The organism is Bacillus sp. 522_BSPC (assembly GCF_001076885.1).
GTDB lineage: Bacteria > Bacillota > Bacilli > Bacillales > Cytobacillaceae > Niallia > Niallia hominis.
This window is the reverse complement of record NZ_JVDT01000124.1, coordinates 178-18,064: the sequence shown is the minus strand read 5'-3', so window position 1 is coordinate 18,064 and position 17,887 is coordinate 178. Positions and strand designations below refer to the sequence as shown.

17 protein-coding genes are annotated in these 17,887 nt (G+C 38.6%); 13 read left to right on the top strand and 4 right to left on the bottom strand.

Going from position 1 to position 17,887, the window contains the following annotated elements:
- Positions 1 to 251 precede the first annotated feature (251 nt).
- The 6 genes from ADJ83_RS09965 to mgrA all read left to right on the top strand — a co-directional run bounded on the left by ADJ83_RS09965 (position 252) and on the right by mgrA (position 7,131).
- Positions 252 to 1,211 carry an acetylxylan esterase gene (locus tag ADJ83_RS09965; protein WP_048717708.1) on the top strand — a complete coding sequence of 320 codons (960 nt, stop codon included), beginning with the start codon at positions 252 to 254 and terminating at the stop codon, positions 1,209 to 1,211.
- Entirely contained in the window at positions 1,204 to 3,438 is a 2,235-nt protein-coding gene (locus tag ADJ83_RS09960; RefSeq protein WP_048717711.1) for an alpha-galactosidase, read from the top strand. Before ADJ83_RS09965 ends, ADJ83_RS09960 begins: the two co-directional genes overlap by 8 nt.
- 13 nt (positions 3,439 to 3,451) lie before the next feature.
- Complete coding sequence (locus tag ADJ83_RS09955) at positions 3,452 to 4,843, top strand: glycoside hydrolase family 1 protein (RefSeq protein WP_048717707.1); 1,392 nt, start codon at positions 3,452 to 3,454, stop codon at positions 4,841 to 4,843.
- A 92-nt stretch (positions 4,844 to 4,935) separates the two neighbouring features.
- Entirely contained in the window at positions 4,936 to 5,811 is an 876-nt protein-coding gene (locus tag ADJ83_RS09950; protein WP_048717706.1) for an ROK family protein, read from the top strand.
- Positions 5,771 to 6,043 (top strand): hypothetical protein, encoded by a 273-nt coding sequence (locus tag ADJ83_RS25555; RefSeq protein ID WP_160314253.1) that lies wholly within the window; start codon positions 5,771 to 5,773, stop codon positions 6,041 to 6,043. The genes ADJ83_RS09950 and ADJ83_RS25555 overlap by 41 nt, the downstream gene beginning before the upstream one ends.
- A 95-nt stretch (positions 6,044 to 6,138) precedes the next feature.
- Positions 6,139 to 7,131 carry an L-glyceraldehyde 3-phosphate reductase gene (mgrA, locus tag ADJ83_RS09940; RefSeq protein ID WP_192840942.1) on the top strand — a complete coding sequence of 331 codons (993 nt, stop codon included), beginning with the start codon at positions 6,139 to 6,141 and terminating at the stop codon, positions 7,129 to 7,131.
- A gap of 41 nt (positions 7,132 to 7,172) precedes the next feature.
- On the opposite strand, the gene ADJ83_RS09935 is transcribed toward mgrA, so the two are convergent.
- The gene (locus ADJ83_RS09935; protein ID WP_239687074.1) at positions 7,173 to 8,357 is read right to left on the bottom strand and encodes an AGE family epimerase/isomerase; all 1,185 of its coding nucleotides are present in this window, start codon (positions 8,355 to 8,357) and stop codon (positions 7,173 to 7,175) included.
- A gap of 37 nt (positions 8,358 to 8,394) precedes the next feature.
- Positions 8,395 to 9,744, bottom strand: a complete 1,350-nt coding sequence (locus ADJ83_RS09930; RefSeq protein ID WP_048717702.1) for an MATE family efflux transporter — start codon at positions 9,742 to 9,744, stop codon at positions 8,395 to 8,397.
- Positions 9,745 to 9,904: 160 nt separating this feature from the next.
- Here ADJ83_RS09930 and ADJ83_RS09925 point away from each other — a divergent pair, with 160 nt between their 5' ends.
- The 5 genes from ADJ83_RS09925 (at position 9,905) to ADJ83_RS09910 (ending at position 14,635) form a co-directional block, all read left to right on the top strand.
- Complete coding sequence (locus ADJ83_RS09925) at positions 9,905 to 10,846, top strand: glycoside hydrolase family 113 (protein WP_048717701.1); 942 nt, start codon at positions 9,905 to 9,907, stop codon at positions 10,844 to 10,846.
- A 23-nt stretch (positions 10,847 to 10,869) separates the two neighbouring features.
- Positions 10,870 to 11,022 (top strand): hypothetical protein, encoded by a 153-nt coding sequence (locus tag ADJ83_RS25550; RefSeq protein ID WP_160314252.1) that lies wholly within the window; start codon positions 10,870 to 10,872, stop codon positions 11,020 to 11,022.
- Positions 11,023 to 11,209: 187 nt separating this feature from the next.
- Positions 11,210 to 12,526 carry an ABC transporter substrate-binding protein gene (locus ADJ83_RS09920; RefSeq protein WP_192840941.1) on the top strand — a complete coding sequence of 439 codons (1,317 nt, stop codon included), beginning with the start codon at positions 11,210 to 11,212 and terminating at the stop codon, positions 12,524 to 12,526.
- Between the two features lie 332 nt (positions 12,527 to 12,858).
- Positions 12,859 to 13,743, top strand: a complete 885-nt coding sequence (locus ADJ83_RS09915) for a carbohydrate ABC transporter permease (RefSeq protein WP_048717700.1) — start codon at positions 12,859 to 12,861, stop codon at positions 13,741 to 13,743.
- A 67-nt stretch (positions 13,744 to 13,810) separates the two neighbouring features.
- A complete protein-coding gene (locus ADJ83_RS09910) occupies positions 13,811 to 14,635 on the top strand; it encodes a carbohydrate ABC transporter permease (RefSeq protein ID WP_048717709.1) in 825 nt (274 codons plus the stop codon).
- A 55-nt stretch (positions 14,636 to 14,690) separates the two neighbouring features.
- Here the strand turns inward: ADJ83_RS09910 and ADJ83_RS09905 are convergent, their stop codons facing one another.
- Positions 14,691 to 15,275, bottom strand: coding sequence for a hypothetical protein (locus ADJ83_RS09905; RefSeq protein ID WP_048717699.1), 585 nt, complete (start codon positions 15,273 to 15,275; stop codon positions 14,691 to 14,693).
- A 91-nt stretch (positions 15,276 to 15,366) separates the two neighbouring features.
- Complete coding sequence (locus ADJ83_RS25545; RefSeq protein ID WP_155986783.1) at positions 15,367 to 15,543, bottom strand: hypothetical protein; 177 nt, start codon at positions 15,541 to 15,543, stop codon at positions 15,367 to 15,369.
- 166 nt (positions 15,544 to 15,709) lie between these two features.
- On the opposite strand from ADJ83_RS25545, the gene ADJ83_RS09900 reads away from it, so the two are divergent.
- Together ADJ83_RS09900 and ADJ83_RS09895 are read left to right on the top strand one after the other, a co-directional pair.
- A complete protein-coding gene (locus ADJ83_RS09900) occupies positions 15,710 to 16,621 on the top strand; it encodes a glycoside hydrolase domain-containing protein (protein WP_048717698.1) in 912 nt (303 codons plus the stop codon).
- 78 nt (positions 16,622 to 16,699) lie between these two features.
- Positions 16,700 to 17,677, top strand: coding sequence for a Gfo/Idh/MocA family protein (locus ADJ83_RS09895; RefSeq protein ID WP_048717697.1), 978 nt, complete (start codon positions 16,700 to 16,702; stop codon positions 17,675 to 17,677).
- Positions 17,678 to 17,887 lie beyond the last annotated feature (210 nt).

Sequence of the window (17,887 nt, the reverse complement as noted above, 5' to 3'; positions counted from 1 at the left end):
AGAAAAAGTGGTCCTCAAGGTAACAGAGAAGCGTTCTCTAAGCCCGAATGACTAAAAAAGCGAGCATCATGGTAACAGATCCTCTTTCAGAAATACCAATAAGTGAACAAAGTGCCAATCAGTTCAAGCAAACATCCCCCGACCATCTCCTAATAAAATTTTGGTTTTACATATTTAAAATAAATATAGACATTTACAATTTCAAGTATATACATTATAATGAAAGCGATAACAGTTCGGAGGTGCCATTCATGAAAAAAGAGCAGGTAATCAATGAATATCAAGAATATAAAGGATCTGGAAGAAAGCCCGAAGATTTTGATGCATTTTGGGACAAGGCGTTACAAGAGCTAGATAATCAAAGCTTAGATTATACATTAGAAAAAGTAGACATTCCTTCAAAAATTGCGGATTTTTACAATTTATATTTTACGGGGGTAAAAGGGGCAAAAGTAAGATGCCAATATATTCGTCCGAAGAAAATAGAAGGAAAAGTGCCAGGTATGCTAATGTTTCATGGCTACCATGGAGACAGTGGGGATTTTGGTGATAAGCTTTCTTGGGTAACAGAAGGGTTCGCCGTTCTTGCAATGGATTGCCGGGGACAAGGCGGAGAATCAGAGGACCATACAACTGCAAAAGGAACGACATTAAAAGGATTAATTATCCGTGGTGTCGAAGAAGGGCCAGAGAGCCTTTATTATCGAAGTGTATTTTTAGATACTGCTCATGCGGCAAGAATTTTAATGAGCATGGAGGAAGTGGATGAAGAGGCTATTTCTATTCAGGGAGCTTCACAGGGTGGTGCTTTGTCGTTAGTCTGTGCGGCGTTGGAACCGCGGGTGAAAAAAGTAGTCGCGCAATACCCATTCCTTAGCGATTATCGCAAGGTGTTTGAGCTAGATATTAATTCATCTGCATATGAGGAATTGGCATATTGGTTCCGATTCCGGGATCCAATGCATGACAGAGAAGAGGAATTTTTCAATACATTAGAATATATTGATTTACAGCATTTGGCGCCAAGAATTAAGGCGGAAGTGAAATGGGCCATTGCGCTAGAAGATGGAGTTTGTCCGCCGGCAACACAATTTGCTGTATACAATCAGATTTCTTCACCAAAAGAGATGATATTCTTCCCTGAGTACGGCCATGAATATTTGCCGAAGCTAGGAGATAGAGTCAGGGGGTTTTTGTTAAATGATGAGTAAAATGATTGTTTTCAATGAGGATACCTTGGAATTTCATTTAACAAATGGACTTATTAGTTATTTATTTCGCGTCATTGAAAAAACGTCCCAGCTTGAGCATCTTTACTTTGGCAAAGCGATTAGACATCGTGAAAATTTTCAATATTTATTAGAAAGAGAAATTCGTCCTTCCAACAATCAATTAGAGGGGGACCATACCTCTTCTTTAGAACATATAAGACAAGAATATCCTTCCTATGGAACAACTGATTTTCGCACACCGGCTCAGCAAATTCGCTATCCAGAGGGGGATCGAATTTCTGATTTCCGTTACGATTATCATAAAATCCTAGAAGGGAAACCAGCATTAACTGGATTGCCTGCCACCTATGTAGAGGATAAGGAAGAAGCAGAAACGCTAGAAGTAGTATTAAAAGATACGTATTCGGATATAAGCATTCATTTATTTTATACTATTTTCGCTGGAAGAAAGGCGATTGCTAGAAGTGTGAAATTTGTAAATAATGGAGAGCAAGTCTTCGATTTAGAATCGGCCATGAGCTTAAGTCTTGATTTTCCAGATAAAAACTTTGAGCTCGTTCATTTGCATGGTGCTTGGGCACGGGAAAATCATATGGAGCGAAAGCCTGTAATAACGGGTGTTCAAACTATCTCTAGTGCAAGAGGGGCGAGCAGTCATCAGCATAATCCGTTTATGGCACTTGTTCGTCCAGATACGACAGAGCATACAGGAAAAGCTTATGGATTCAGCTTCATTTATAGCGGCAATTTTTTGGCACAAGTTGAAGTTGATACGTATCAAGTGACAAGAGCGATGATTGGAATAAATCCATTCGAGTTCTCTTGGCGATTAAAGCCAAAGGAATCATTTCAAACACCAGAAGCAGTCATTGTTTTTTCGGATGAAGGATTGAATGGCATGAGTCAGACCTTCCATGAGCTTTATCGCACGAGACTTGCTCGAGGCGAATGGCGGGATAAGGAACGACCGATTCTCATCAATAACTGGGAAGCAACCTATTTTGACTTTAACGAGGAAAAGGTTGTCGAAATTGCGAAAAAAGCAGCCGAGCTTGGGGTAGAGCTATTTGTTCTAGATGATGGCTGGTTTGGCGAAAGACATGACGACACTTCTTCCTTAGGAGACTGGTTTGAAAATAAAGACAAATTGCCAAATGGCATAAAGGGTTTAGCAGAGAAGATTCATGCGTTAGGCCTAAAATTCGGTCTATGGTTTGAACCTGAAATGATTAATAAAGGAACAAAGCTTTTTGCAGAGCATCCAGATTGGCTTATTCATGTCCCTGGAAAAAGAACATCCCATGGCAGAAATCAGTTTGTCCTTGACTATTCTCGACAAGAAGTTGTCGATCGTATTTTTGAACAGATGGATGCAATTCTTTCAACGAGCAAAATTGACTATATTAAGTGGGATATGAACCGTTATATTTCTGAGGTATTCTCGATTGCTTTGCCAAAGGAGCAACAAGGGGAAGTGTTCCATCGATATATTTTAGGTGTCTATTCTCTATATGAAAGATTACTTCAAAAATATCCTCACTTGTTAATTGAGTCCTGTGCAGGAGGTGGGGCAAGATTTGACCCAGGTATGCTCTATTATGCTCCGCAAGCATGGGCAAGTGATGATACAGATGCTGTAGAGCGATTGAAAATTCAATATGGTACGTCCATGGTTTATCCACTTTCTAGTATTGGAAGCCATGTATCAGCCGTTCCAAACCATCAAGTTGGTAGAATGACAAGTTTAGATACGCGAGCGAATGTTGCTTTCTTTGGTACTTTTGGCTATGAATTAGACATTACAAAAATGACTGAAGAGGAGCATGCAAAGATAAAGGAGCATATTGCTTTCTTTAAAAAGCATCGCAAGCTGATTCAGCAAGGGACGTTTATCCGTCTACAAAGTCCTTTTACGAAAAATGAAACAGCGTGGATGGTTGTCTCAGAGGATCGAGCAGAAGCAATTGTCGGCTACTATGAAGTTTTAGCAAAGCCAAATAGACCTTACGAGCGTTTGCAGCTAAAAGGCTTAGCAGCAGATAAATTATACACAATAAACAATGAAGTAGTGCGCTATGGCGATGATTTAATGGAAATCGGTCTCCTTTTCGCAGGAAATTATATTGACCGTGCCAGCGAATACTGGTCAAGAGAGCATATAACGGATTACAACAGCAAAATATTTTATTTAACAGCGAAACAATAAAGGAGAAATGAACATGAAAAAGTTCCCAGAAAATTTTTGGTGGGGTGCAGCGACATCAGGACCACAGAGTGAAGGACGATTTAATAAACAACATGCAAATGTATTTGACTACTGGTATGAGAAAGAGCCTGAAGCATTCTATAATCAAGTCGGACCAGATACAGCGTCCAACTTTTATAATAGCTATGTAGAAGATATAGCGTTAATGAAAGAAATTAACTTAAACTCTGTTCGTACTTCTATTCAATGGACACGTTTAATTGATGATTTCGAAACAGCAAGCCTAAATGAAGATGGTGTACGTTTTTATAACAATGTCATCGATGAATTTATTAAGCAAGGGATTACACCTGTAATGAACCTACACCATTTTGATTTGCCAGAAGAGCTATATCATAAATATGGGGGCTGGGAGTCTAAGCATGTTGTCGATCTTTTTGCCAAATATGCTCGCCGTTGCTTCGAATTATTCGGGGATCGCGTAAAGCATTGGTTCACTTTTAATGAGCCAATGGTCATTGTCGATGGTCAATATTTATATCAATTTCATTATCCAAAAGTAGTCGATGGGAAAAAAGCAGTACAGGTAGCATACAATCTAAACCTAGCATCTGCAAAAGCGATTAAAGAATTCCGTGCCTTAAAAATGAATGAGAAGGGTGCAAAAATTGGTACAATCCTAAACTTAACTCCTTCTTATCCAGCAAGTGATAAGAAGGAAGATGTGGAAGCAGGTCGAATTGCAGATCTATGGCGCAATGAAATGTTCCTGCACACAGCTGTTTACGGAGAGTTTCCAAAAGCGTTAGTGGAACTTTTAACAAAGGATAAAGTGATTTGGGAATCAACAGACGAAGAGCTTTCGCTTTTAAAAGAAAATACAATTGATACGCTTGGCGTCAACTTCTATCACCCATCTCGCGTAAAAGCACCAGATGTAGCACCAAATAGTGTCGGAGATTGGATGCCAGATCGTTACTATGATAATTACGCAATGCCAGGCCGCCGTATGAACTTAGATAAGGGATGGGAAATATTCCCTGAAGCCCTTTACGATATTGCCATCAATATTCGCGACAACTACAAAAATATCGAATGGTTCGTATCGGAAAATGGAATGGGTGTTTCCCGTGAAGAACGTTTCTTAAATGAAGAGGGCGTAATCGAGGACGATTACCGCATCGAATTTATCCAAGAGCATTTAGAATGGGTTCATAAAGGAATCGAAGAAGGCTCTAATTGCTACGGCTACCATTTATGGACACCAATCGATTGCTGGAGCTGGATGAACGCCTACCGCAACCGTTATGGATTTATCTCCAATAATATTCATACACAGGTTAAAACCATTAAAAAGTCAGGTCATTGGATCAAAGAAGTAAGTGCCAATAATGGGATTGAATAATTAGTAAGAAGATCATCGCATATCTTTTGCGATGGTCTTTTCTTAAAGCATATAATAATAGTGAAAACGCACACAAAAGTGGAGGTATTCATATGTCGTTATTAGTAATGGATATAGGCGGGTCTTCTGTAAAGTTTGCCGTATGGGAAAAAGAAGAACTAGTGGACAAAGGATCTTTCGTCACACCTAAAACATGGGATGAGATGAAGCAGGAGATGGTCCAGCTAAAAAATAAAATGGAAGCAATATATCAAATTGACGGTGTGGCAATCAGTGCTCCAGGTGCCGTTAACCAGAGCAAAGGTGTCATTGAAGGGGCAAGTGCAGTTCCTTATGTCCATCACTTTCCCATTTTTTTCGAGCTAGAGGAGCTTTTTGGCTGCCCTGTTTCGATGGAAAATGATGCGAACTGTGCAGCGCTTGCGGAAGTATGGAAAGGAGCAGCAAAAGGACTGCAAAATGTTTTGTTTGTTGTTATAGGCTCTGGAATTGGCGGATCAGTTATCGTCGACGGGAAAATACGTCACGGAAAGCATCTATTTGGCGGCGAATTCGGATACATGCTTTTAAAAGATGATCAAACATTCAGCGACCTAGGTACTGCGGTGAAAATGGCACAGCGTTATTCCAAACGGAAGCAATTAGAAAGGGAATTAAGCGGCAAGGAAGTATTTGAGCTCGCAGAACAAGGAGATGACATTGCACAAGAAGAGGTAGAAACATTTTATCACTATTTAGCAACAGGCATCTATAATCTGCAATACAGCTTTGATCCAGAAAAAATCATTATCGGCGGCGGTGTCTCTAGCAAGGAAGACTTACTTGACAAGCTGAACAAATATCTCGAAAAAGTTGTAAAAAGCGCGAAAATCGCTCCATTTGTTCCAGAAGTAGCAATTTGCGAATTTCGAAACGATGCGAATTTAATTGGGGCAGTATATAATTATCAGCTTGCGTTTGGAAGGTAGCGGTCGCAAGAAAAGAGTCGGAGTCGCAAGAAAAGGTGCGAAGGGCGCAAGAAAAAGAGTCGGAGTCGCAAGTAAAGTAGAGAAAGTCGCAAGAAAAACTGGAGAAGGCGCAACTAACTCAGTGAAAGGCGCAAGTAACAGCGCCAAACCCACAAGTAAACTAGCAAAATGCGCATGTAAAACGGCTAAACTCACAAACAAACTGGTACTGTTTCGACGAAGTGGTGATTAACCACCAAATGTTCTACCTAAAGTCTAATAAATTGCTAGTCCACTATGTTTTTTTTTCAAAAAGTAGCAGTTAAAATACTTGGAGAAGAGGGATTGATTATGTATATTGCGAATGAACATAGATATGAAAAGATGAAATACAACCGTGTTGGGAAAAGTGGGTTGAAATTATCGGCGTTATCATTAGGGCTATGGCATAATTTTGGGGATGTTGATTTATTTGAGAATAGTCGTGCTCTTGTGAGAAGAGCGTTTGATCTAGGTATCACGCATTTTGACTTAGCGAATAACTATGGACCTCCTGCTGGTAGTGCGGAAGAGAATTTTGCGAAGATTATGGAAAAGGATATGAGGCCATATCGGGATGAATTAATTATTTCCACGAAAGCAGGCTATGGGATGTGGGCTGGTCCTTATGGAGATGGAGGTTCGAAAAAGTATTTAGTAGCTAGTCTGGATCAAAGCTTAAAGCGAATGGGGCTTGAGTATGTAGATATTTATTATCATCATCGTCCAGATGAAGAGACTCCTTTAGAGGAAACGGCGGAAGCATTGGACTTATTGGTGCGTCAAGGGAAGGCTCTCTATGTTGGCGTTTCGAACTATACTCCAGAGCAAACTAGAGAGATTGCTGAAATTTTTGCAGTGAAAAAAACGCCATTCATTATTCATCAGCCTTCCTATAGCATGTTTAACCGCTGGATTGAAGAAGGCTTGAAGGATGTCCTTGTTGAAAAACAACTTGGGGCTATTGCCTTCAGTCCCCTTGCTCAAGGATTATTGACAGACAGATATCTAAATGGGATTCCAGAAGATTCTCGTGCAAATCGCGAAACGGGGTTATGGCTACATAAAGAAAATGTGGACCAAACGCTTGATAAAGTAAAAGCATTAAACAATATTGCTAAAGAACGAGGGCAAACACTTGCAGAAATGGCGGTTGCTTGGATTTTACGCGATGGAATTGTCACGAGTGTTCTAATTGGTGCAAGTAAAGTGAGTCAGATTGAAGATAATGTGAAAGCTTTAAATAACATTCACTTTAGTAAAGAAGAGCTAGCGGCTATAGACAGCATTTTAATGGCATAAAAAGAGCAAACCCACTGCCCAAGTGGGTTTGCTTATTTTTATTAATCTTCTAAACGCTTAATCATTTCCAAGCACATTCTTGCATTATGGTATGGGCATTTCCATGAATCAACAATATTCTCTGGCGTACTGTATTTAGGATCACGCAGGGAAGAAATAACCTCCCCGTTTGCATCAATGCGGGAGTACCATTCGCCACCCTCTCGTTTATCCAGAATAGACGCTTGAATATATGTCCAAACCTCTTCACTGTATCTTAAATAGTTTGGGATATTTGTTAGTTCATAGGCATTATGAAAGCCAATGACAGCTTCCGCCTGGCCCCACCAGACTCTTGTTGGGCGGATAATGTCGTTTGCCTTGCAATCCATCAGTGATCCATCTTCAGCTCGTCCTTCTCTAGCGACTTCAAGTGCCATCAGCTTATTAATTTCCACTACTTCGGGACGATCAAGCTTTGTTACTTCCATCGCTTCCGTTAATAGCCAGCTTGTTTCAATATCATGCCCAAACGAAAATGTGTCTTTAATACTATTCCAATTTTGATCAAAGGCAGCTTGGCAATAATGCTTTTCATGGTTAAAAATATGTGTATGGAACAGTGTTAATAGATTATCGATTTTATTTAATAGCCCTTCGTCTGGCCAAATTTGGTAGAGTGTTGTATAAGCTTCGATAATATGCAAATGGCTATTTGTTGTAAAAGCAGCCTCCGCTCCTTCATTTAATAAAACATTTTCTTTCTTTGTCCAATCAGCATTAAATTCCTCTAAATAGCCGTTGGAGTCTTCTGAATAGCAAATATTTTCAATGATATGAAATAGGTTTTTGGCTAAGGTTAATACTTCCTCACTTTTTGATATCTTATAGTATTCGCTTAAGCCATAGAGTGCAAAACTTTGTGCATAGACGTGCTTGGAAGAGATGACAGGATCTCCTTTGTAGTCAACAAGCCAATAGATGCCACCATTTTCCTGATCCCAAAGCTTATTTTTCAAAAAATCATAGGCATGGTGTGCTGCTTCTAAATAGGCGGGGTCTTGTTTATATTGATAGGCAGCGGAAAAGGCCCATAGGTTTCTAGCACCTAAAACGCCCCCTTTATGGGCCTCTGGATGCACCTTTAATTGATAATCAACTACTCCGTAAAAACCCCCATACTCCTTATCAACTAAATTCAACCAAAATGGCAAAATACGATTCTCTAACTCTTTGATAAACTCCACTTTTTTCAATGGAAACTCCTCCTTAACAATTCATTTTTTATCCTTTGACAATATTTCGAATCCATTTCTTTGTATAAGTCCTTTTTATACCCAAGAAGGCACGAATAAAATCATGTGAGTTTGCAAGTGCGTAGACTGCAAACAAAGGGAACTGAAAATAAACGCCTAATGCTGCTAGCGGAAGACCAACTAGCCAAACGCCAATCGTATCCAACCACATTACATATTTAGTATCCCCACCAGCTCGAAGGATGCCTACATTGTTGATATAGTTTAAATTTTTGGCAATGGAATAGGGAATATAAACAAAGAAAACGCCATATACAAGTTGTTCTACTTCTGGTGTAAGCTGATAAAGGGATAATACGTGTGGCAAAGCAATCAGAATGAGAATGCCTACAATGACAGATGTGCCTGTTGTAATGCGGATAAAATTCTTTGCATACTGAAAAGCACCGTTCTTATCATTTGCTCCAAGCTGATTTCCGATCATCACAGCAGATGCATCACTTATCCCCGTAAACACACAAGTGAAGATAAAAATAATCGGATCAATCATGGAAATAGCAGCTGTCTGATTCGTTCCCATTGTCGCATAGAGCCAGAAAAAGAGCGTATCCCCAAGCGTCCAAGTACCATGGTTAATAATCGATGGCAATGTAATCTGAAAGTACTGCTTGCTTAAATTACTTCGAAAAACATCGAGATTCTTTTTAATAATCGAAAAAGAAATAAACTCTTTTTTTACAAGAAGCATGAATAAAAGAGCCGTTTGGATGATACGCGCGATTAAGGTTGCAATCGCAGCACCCTCTACGCCAAGTGTTGGTGCCCCGAAGTTTCCATAAATAAGAATGTAGTTTAATAGCGTATTAACTAATAAAGCAATTACGCTATAGTAGGTCGGTTTTCGCACCTCCCCTGTTGTTTTTAAAGCGATTACAAAAATCATCGATAGCGCAGTGAATACATACGAGTAGCCGATGATTTTCAGGAATTCCCCACCCAATTGTTTAACAGACACATCCGAAGAAAAGAAGCCAAGGATTGGAAAGGAGAAGAACTGTGTCAAAAGGGTAAACATAAGAGAAAACACTGCGGTGAGTACGCTTACAAAAATAACGGAACGACTAACCCCATTTTTATTTCGTGCTCCCCAATATTGGGCACAGAAAATCGTTGCCCCACTAGCGAAACCTTGCAGCAATATCGTTGGGATTTGCGTGAATTTATTAGCAATTCCTACAGCTGCAATACTATCTACCCCTAATCTGCCCACCATAATTGAATCAATTATATTGAGACCAGATGTAATCAGAAGTTGAATAGTAATAGGAATAGTGAAATACAACATTTTCCTATAATACTCTTTCTTGGTATCTTCCATTCAGTCACTTTCTTTCTATTAAATTGTCTATTTTTTCTCCCGATTTGGTCTTTACTTATCGGAAGTCGAAATATATAATTAATTTACAACAAAAGTATAGACAATTCAATACAAAACTTTATATTTTATTAAGGACAACGATGAATAGGGGGGAATCTATATGGAATTCATTAAAGGGTTTAGCTTTGGATTCATGAACAAAAGGGGCGAATGGCAAGATGCTAGAACAAAAGAATCACTGCATTTGGTAAAAGAAAGGTGTGCAGTTGAACATATTGTCCTCACAGTTGTAGCAGAACAAGACACGCCACAATCCATCACGATTAATTGGAAGGATCACCCGAATGTAGTCAGTGATGAAGAAACAGTGGAATTAATTGAATGCGCTAACAAAATGGGGTTAAAGGTTATTTTAAAGCCGATGGTTAATGTTTCCGACGGTACGTGGCGTGCACATATTAATTTTTTTGATACCGATGTTCCATGTGAGCCAAAATGGTCAGAGTGGTTTGCTTCCTATAATGCATACATTCTTCACTATGCAAAAATAGCTGAGCAAATGAAGTGCCCAATGTTTGTAATCGGCTGTGAGCTGGTAAATGCAGACAGAAGAGAGTCCGAGTGGCGTAACCTTATTAAGGAGGTTCGCAAAGTTTATAGTGGATTAATTACCTACAATTGTGATAAATACCAAGAGGATGTCTTAAAATGGTGGGATGCGGTCGACGTAATTTCATCTAGCGGCTATTATCCAATTGACGCATGGGAAACACAATTAGATCGTATTGAAAAAGTAGTAGAGAAGCACCAGAAACCATTCTTTTTCTGTGAAGCAGGCTGCCCAAGCTGGACAGGCGGAGAGTTACTTCCAAATGATTGGACAAAAAGAGGCGAGTTCAGCGAAGAAGTCCAAAAAAGATGGTACGAAGCCATGTTCAAAGCAACAAGTAAACGAAGCTGGGTCAAAGGCTTTGCATTATGGGATTGGAAAGCCCATCTCTATCCAATCGAAAAAGCAGGCAGTGATCAAGATTACGCTGTTTATGGGAAAGCTGCTGAGAAGGTAATTAAGGATTATTATTCATCAGTTGGTGGAGAGTAAGGATGTGTAGAGGTTAGTATGGAATGAAGGCTAGTTTTAATGTAGTTAATGGAGGAAGTGGTGTTCACCCAAGAGATGAAAACCAAAAGCAACGGAGCCAAAGGGAAAAGCAGCGTTCATCAAAGAAAGGAAACCCAGAAGCTCTAAACAGCACAAACAAACAGCAACCAAAATAGAAAACACCTAAAATGAACACGCTTACCGTATTACGGAACCACGTAAAAATATTTGTCATTACTTTTATAATAAAAGACTATACAAATTAAAAACTTCATGGTAGAATATGTTTGTAAGCGCTTAATGTAAAGGTTTTAAATATGCTTCAACTCTTTATATGACCTAATTATTTGGAGGGAAAATAAAATGGGGATCAAAAAAGGTAACAAACTATTTCGATTTGGCCTAATTGCTAGTGCAGCTGCGTTAATGCTAGGTGCTTGTAGTAGCGATTCAGAAAAGCAAGGTGAGAAAGGGGCAGACGGTAAAGAGACAATCACTTTCATTAACCACAAAACAGACTGGTCTGGGAATGGTAAATGGGATGAGTACATTGCACAATTTAATGAAGAGCATCCTGACATTGAAGTAAAAGTAGAAACAATTACAGACTATGCAGGCCAAATGCAAATTCGTATGAATTCAAAAGACTATGGCGATGTATTAATGGTTCCAACGACTATTAAGCCAGAAGACAATGCAAACTTTTTTGAGCCACTTGGCGATCAGAAAGAATTAGAAGAAAAATACTTACTATTAACAGACCGTGCATATGACGGTGTATCATACGGTATTCCAATTGCAGTAAATACAACAGGAGTTCTTGTTAATATGAAAGTGTTTAATGATGCTGGAATTACAGAATTCCCAAGAACACCAGAAGATTTCTTAACAGCTTTAGGAAAAATTAAAGAATCGAATCCGGATATTACGCCATTATATACAAACTATGCATCAAACTGGGCAATGTCTAACTGGGATTTCGTACGTGAATCTGCAGCAGGCGATCCAAACTTCACAAATGAGCTAACAACAGATAAAACGCCATTTGATGATGGAAAACCTATGAATACTATTTACAAATTGCTTTATGATTCTGTAAAAGAAGGCTATACAGAAGCAGATCCAACCACAACAGATTGGGAACAATCTAAGCAAGACCTTGCTGATGGAAAAGTGGCGGCAATGGTATTAGGAAGCTGGGCGATTGAACAGGTACAAGCATTAGCAGAAAATCCAGATGATATTCAATTTGCCGCTTTCCCAACTACACATGATGGAAAACAATATACGACAATTGGTGGAGACTACAATATCGGTATTAACGTAAATAGCGAACATAAAGAAGCAGCACGCACTTTCTTAGATTGGTTTGTAGACGAGTCTAATTATGCCGCTGATACTGGAGGCATTTCTCCAATAGTGGGAGCACAATTACCGAATGCGCTTAAATCAATGGAAACAGCTGGCGTGGAATTCTTCCAACCAACACCAGCACCTGCTGGAAAAGAATCATTATTTGCTGATATCAATAATAGCTCTGAAATTGGTTTAGGTACAACAGATGCAACAAAACAACGCATCGTGGATTCTGCTAAAGGAAACACGAAAGAATCTTTCGATGATATCATGAAAGATCTTAACGAAAAATGGGGTAAAGCAATCGAAGACGTTGGTCAATAAGCTAAGAATGATGCTAAATAAAAGACGGAGCTTATAGATTAATGAAAACGGTTAAAAACAACAATTGATAGAAAAGAGTTTTTAAAAATGGGGGTTATCTTAAAAGAGTCAATCTCTTAAGATAACCTTCGTTAATTATAAGTTTAGGCAAATAGACGAAACACAGCAAGAGAATACCACCATACTTTGTAGCTATTATTTATTCATTGTACGTTTGCTATAACAAAAGAGAGTTTCGTCTTTGTTAATTTCAAATTTTGCTCCGGCGCCAACAGAGGTGAAAAATTTTCCATAAATAGGCGTTATCGAAAGAATAAAGAGGTGTAGGCAAGATGAATAAATTTAAATTGGGATACGATGGGCAAAGAAGATTAATCATTGTATTGTTCTCCGCACTACCAGTATTTTTGCTTTTGTTATTTTCATATTACCCATTATTAAAAATGGTCCAGTATAGCTTTACAAATTGGAATGGAATAAGCCCAACAAGTGAAAATGTTGGCTGGGATAACTATATTCGCATTTTTACTACTCCTGAATATTTCTCTGTTTTTAAAGTGAGTTTATATTATTTCTTTGCAACATTTGTGCAGTTAGGAATCGCTTTATATTTTGCAACAGTTTTAACCTTTAAAGTGAAATTTGCGAATCTTTGGAAAGGGATTCTTTTCTTCCCATACTTATTGAATGGGGTAGCAATCGGATTTATTTTCTTATACTTCTATAAAGGAGGAGGTACGTTAGATACAGTACTATCTTTCTTAGGATTAGAAGATCAAATCCGTTTATGGTTAGGAGATCGCTCGATTAATAACATATCGATGGCCTTTACTTCTATCTGGCGTTATATGGGCTTTAACTTTATTATTTTTCTTGGGGCTATTCAGTCTATTGATTCAGAAATTTATGAAGCTGCAGAGATTGATGGAGCAAATCGCTGGCAGCAATTCCGATATATTATCATGCCAAGCATTAAACAAATTATTTTCTTAAATATCATTCTTGGTATTAGTGGATCGCTTAGCGTATTCGAAATTCCTTACATTATGACAGGCGGATCAAACGGTACGAAGACATTCGTTATCCAGACAATCGACACGGCCTTTAAGTTTAGCAAAGTAGGATTAGCCTCTGCGATGGCATTAGTATTACTTGTTATTGTTATTGTTGTGACATTGCTACAGCAATACTTAACAAGAGAGAAAGGAGCGAAATAGCATGAAATCACAAGCAGGATATGAAAAACAAGCAGGAATAAAAGGCGAAAATGGATTAACGAATGCGATGATAATCAAGAATATCCTTGGATTCATCGTAAAATATGGAAGTTTGCTACTCGGAGCAGCCGTTGCCATTATCCCTGTTTTAGTTGTGATTATTGGCTCCTTTAAATCGAAGCAGGAATTTTTAACAACAGGTGTGCTAGCATTGCCGAAGAATTTTACCTTCGACAATTATGTAACTGCTTTTGTTGATGGCCAAATGCTCACTGGCTTTAAAAATACGATTCTCATCTTTATTGCATCGATTATTGGAAAGCTCCTTTTAGGAACAATGATCGCATATGTACTTGATCGCTTTAATTTTAAAATGAAGAAGGTTATTCTTGCCCTATTCCTTATTGCAACACTAATTCCTGGGATAACAACACAGGTAGCAACCTTCCAAATTATAAATGGAATGGGATTATTTAATACGATTTGGTCTGTTATTGTTCTTAACTTAGGAACGGATGTAATTGCCGTCTATATCTTTTTACAGTATTTAAAGAACATTCCTGTTTCTTTAGATGAAGCAGCCATTTTGGAAGGAGCATCTTATTTTACCATCTACCGTAAAATCATTCTTCCATTATTAAAAGCGCCGATGATTACCATTCTAATCATCAGTGGAGTAGGAATTTACAATGACTTCTACAATCCATTTCTTTACATGCCATCACCAGACTTGAAGGTAATTTCAACAGCATTGTTTGCCTTCAAAGGTCCATACGGCACAGATTGGCCAGTTATTCTTGCTGGAGTTATCATTGTAATTCTGCCAATTTTAATTGTATTCTTAACATTACAGAAGCATATTTATAACGGTGTTTCTGGTTCGGTGAAATAAGGTTTATAAGAGAAAAGGGGATGGCACTTCATAAGGTGCTATCCCCTGTTTTTTGTTAATTTGGTCTTGGTACAATATATTTTGTCAAAAAAATGGTTAGCGGTGGAGCGAAGAAGAGGAATACTAATAAATTGATGCGTACGAGAAAACTAATCGCAATTAAGGTTGCAAGTATTATAATACTGTTGAAAAAACGTCGAATACATGTATCAAAAGCGAGTGCATAAATCCACTTTTTCTTTTCATTGCCTTTCGGCGGATAAGCTAGAAAATAAATGCAGTAAATATAATAAATCCATGCAAAAAAAGTAAAGAAAACAAGTGGGAATTGAAAAAAGCCAAGCATTGGACTAACAGCAATAAAAGAATAATAAACAGAGATTAAACTAATTACAGTCAGGAAAAAGACAACAAAGGAAAGCAATTTATTGTCCTTATGTTTTTGAAAAGCTTCTTCAAAAGAAATCCGAATACTATATTCCACCTCGTTATGAATACTCTCAATGGCATGAATCAAACCAATGCCAGCAGGTACTAAACCATAAACAAAGCCACCGCGTAAAAGATACATCCAAAAATAAAACCCAGCAGTCGTATACTGAGCCACTCTGTTGATGAAAAGTATAATCTTATTATTCAATATGTTCACCCTTTTAATGTCTATATGTTAGTTATACATGCAAACAAGGGGATAATCAATAGGGAAAGGAAGGTATTTCATTCCCTTCCTTTTAAAAATGGAATGTATTCTTCTTCAACCGATTAACAATATACTCAGCCTGAACAACCATAAAAAATAAAAACAATGGAATAGCAAGCACGACAAGCTTTCGGTGCCAATGCAAATTGCGGTGGAGTAAATAGGAAGAAAATAAATTAGTCAGCACCATGTTCAACAAGTTGGTCATATAAATTCACCCTTTTTTTCTTTTAGTTTGATAACAAAGGGTCATTCTTATTCAAGTGCTTATATGGAAAAGCAATCAAGAATACTTTTATATAAGAAAGAAAAAAGGGAATTCCTGTCCTTTTGCTAGCTTTTTTTCTATATAAAAGAAAAAAGGAGTTGTTGAAATGACAATAGGATTTGATTGTGCGACAAAATTAACGGAGAAAATGGCGAGGGATTTAAAGGGGGCAGGCTTTGAATATGCCGCGCGATATTTGGGATCAAGTTGGAAGTCATTTGATAAAAAGGAGGCAGAGATTATTCAAAAAGCAGGAATCAAGCTAATTAGCATTTTTCAAAAAAGTGCCAATAAACTTTCCTATTTTACCGAAAAGCAAGGAATCACAGATGGAAAAGACGCAGAAAAATGGGCTAAAGCAGTCGATCAACCAGAAGGAACGGCAATCTATTTTGCCGTTGATTGTGATATAACGGGTAAGCAAATGGCAAATATCCAAACCTATTTATCAGCCGTGAAAAAGCAATTGCCGTCCTATAAGGTAGGGATTTATGGTTCCTATGCGGTGATGTATGCGATGAAGAACGATGCCGATTATTTTTGGCAAACCTATGCGTGGTCCCGCGGGGAAGTAGCACCATTTATTCACATGTATCAGCACGAGAATAATATTATCATCGAAGGGGTCAATATCGATCGAAATCGAATTATGCAAAGTCCAGGACATTGGGGAGCGGCGGAAGCTGTGCAGACCAGTAAGTATACTGTTCAACAGGAAACGGGCGCTTTTCTGACAGCTGCTGATGCCAAATCTGGGAAAAATAAAAAAGGGACCGTCAAGCCGGGAACCTATGCAATTTTTAATACCTCCCAAGGAATGATAAATGTTACGAAAGTGGAGGGCAAGCCGGGATCTTGGATCAATCCCCATCATGAAACGATTCATATTGTGTCAAGTGGGGAAACGTTAACGAAAATCGCGAAAACCTATAGCACCACCATTCAAGCGATTCAAGCAAAGAATCCGCAGATTAAGAATATTAACCTTATCTATGTGGGCCAGGTAATAAAAATATAATTTGACTAGACAAATTATGGTATTAATAAAGGGTTTTCAAGAGAGGATAGCGAATGAATAAATGAGGTGAATAAAAAGATGAAATCATTTGAGAAAGAAGTTCGATGGGGAATTATTGGCTGTGGAGACGTAACAGAGGTTAAAAGCGGACCAGGGTTTCAGCTCGCTGAAAATTCTAAGCTAGTCGCTGTAATGAGGCGGAATGGCGAATTGGCAAAAGATTATGCAGAGCGTCATCATGTTCCTAAATGGTATGACGATGCAAAAGCTTTGATTAATGATCCAGAGGTTGATGCTGTTTATATCGCTACCCCTCCAGGTTTTCATAAAGAATACACGATTCTTGCAGCTAAAGCAGGCAAACCAGTGTATGTAGAAAAACCAATGGCAAGAAATTATCAGGAATGTCAAGACATGATTGAAGCATGTAAACAAGCAGAGGTACCTTTATTTGTAGCCTATTATCGACGAGCACTTCCTCGTTTTTTGAAAATAAAAGAAATCATCGACAGCGGCGTATTAGGGGATATTCGATTTGTGCGAACAATCCAATATCAGCCAGCGTTAAAAGATGATCAAGCATGGAGAGTGCAGCCCGAGCTTGCTGGCGGCGGCCTTTTCCTTGATTTAGCAAGTCATACATTAAATATTCTTGATTTTCTGTTTGGTCCCATTAAAGAAGCAAAAGGATTCGCATCCAATCAAAATGGCAGCTACCAAGCGGAAGATATCGTAACCGGCACCTATCTATTTGAGTCAGGCGTTCACGGGACAGGCACTTGGTGTTTCAGTGCCCATGACCATATCGACGAAAACGAAATCGTCGGCAGCAAAGGCAAACTTACTTTCGCAACCTTTGGCAACGGCCCAATTACCTTCACGACTCCAGAATCAAAAGAAGAGTGGGTAATCGAAAATCCTCGCCACATCCAACAGCATCTGATTCAATTGATGGTGGATGAATTAACAGGAAAAGGAACTAGCCCAAGCACAGGTGTTAGTGGAGCAAGAACGAATTGGGTAATGGACCAGCTGATAAAAGGGTATTATCAATAATAAAACGGGGAGAAAAACATTTCTTTTGGGGAGTGTTTCTTTTTTTGGTGGGAGGAAGTGTGAAAGTGTATGGGGGAAGAACTGCTGAAGTTATTAGAGGAATTTGAAAACCAGATTAAGATGGGATTTTGTTTTGATGGACCGGTTTGAGGAGGAGCCGTCTCTGAGCCCAAAAACAAGAAAAAGTAGAGGGAAAGGTAACAGAGAAGC

Bases quoted from the DNA above. Each gene is read 5' to 3' on its own strand.
- ADJ83_RS09965 (WP_048717708.1), top strand. From the start codon at position 252: ATGAAAAAAGAGCAGGTAATCAATGAATATCAAGAATATAAAGGATCT.
- ADJ83_RS09960 (WP_048717711.1), top strand. From the start codon at position 1,204: ATGAGTAAAATGATTGTTTTCAATGAGGATACCTTGGAATTTCATTTA.
- ADJ83_RS09955 (WP_048717707.1), top strand. From the start codon at position 3,452: ATGAAAAAGTTCCCAGAAAATTTTTGGTGGGGTGCAGCGACATCAGGA.
- ADJ83_RS09950 (WP_048717706.1), top strand. From the start codon at position 4,936: ATGTCGTTATTAGTAATGGATATAGGCGGGTCTTCTGTAAAGTTTGCC.
- ADJ83_RS09930 (WP_048717702.1), bottom strand. From the start codon at position 9,744: ATGGAAGATACCAAGAAAGAGTATTATAGGAAAATGTTGTATTTCACT.
- ADJ83_RS09925 (WP_048717701.1), top strand. From the start codon at position 9,905: ATGGAATTCATTAAAGGGTTTAGCTTTGGATTCATGAACAAAAGGGGC.
- ADJ83_RS25550 (WP_160314252.1), top strand. From the start codon at position 10,870: ATGAAGGCTAGTTTTAATGTAGTTAATGGAGGAAGTGGTGTTCACCCA.
- ADJ83_RS09920 (WP_192840941.1), top strand. From the start codon at position 11,210: ATGGGGATCAAAAAAGGTAACAAACTATTTCGATTTGGCCTAATTGCT.
- ADJ83_RS09915 (WP_048717700.1), top strand. From the start codon at position 12,859: ATGAATAAATTTAAATTGGGATACGATGGGCAAAGAAGATTAATCATT.
- ADJ83_RS09910 (WP_048717709.1), top strand. From the start codon at position 13,811: ATGATAATCAAGAATATCCTTGGATTCATCGTAAAATATGGAAGTTTG.
- ADJ83_RS25545 (WP_155986783.1), bottom strand. From the start codon at position 15,543: ATGACCAACTTGTTGAACATGGTGCTGACTAATTTATTTTCTTCCTAT.
- ADJ83_RS09900 (WP_048717698.1), top strand. From the start codon at position 15,710: ATGACAATAGGATTTGATTGTGCGACAAAATTAACGGAGAAAATGGCG.
- ADJ83_RS09895 (WP_048717697.1), top strand. From the start codon at position 16,700: ATGAAATCATTTGAGAAAGAAGTTCGATGGGGAATTATTGGCTGTGGA.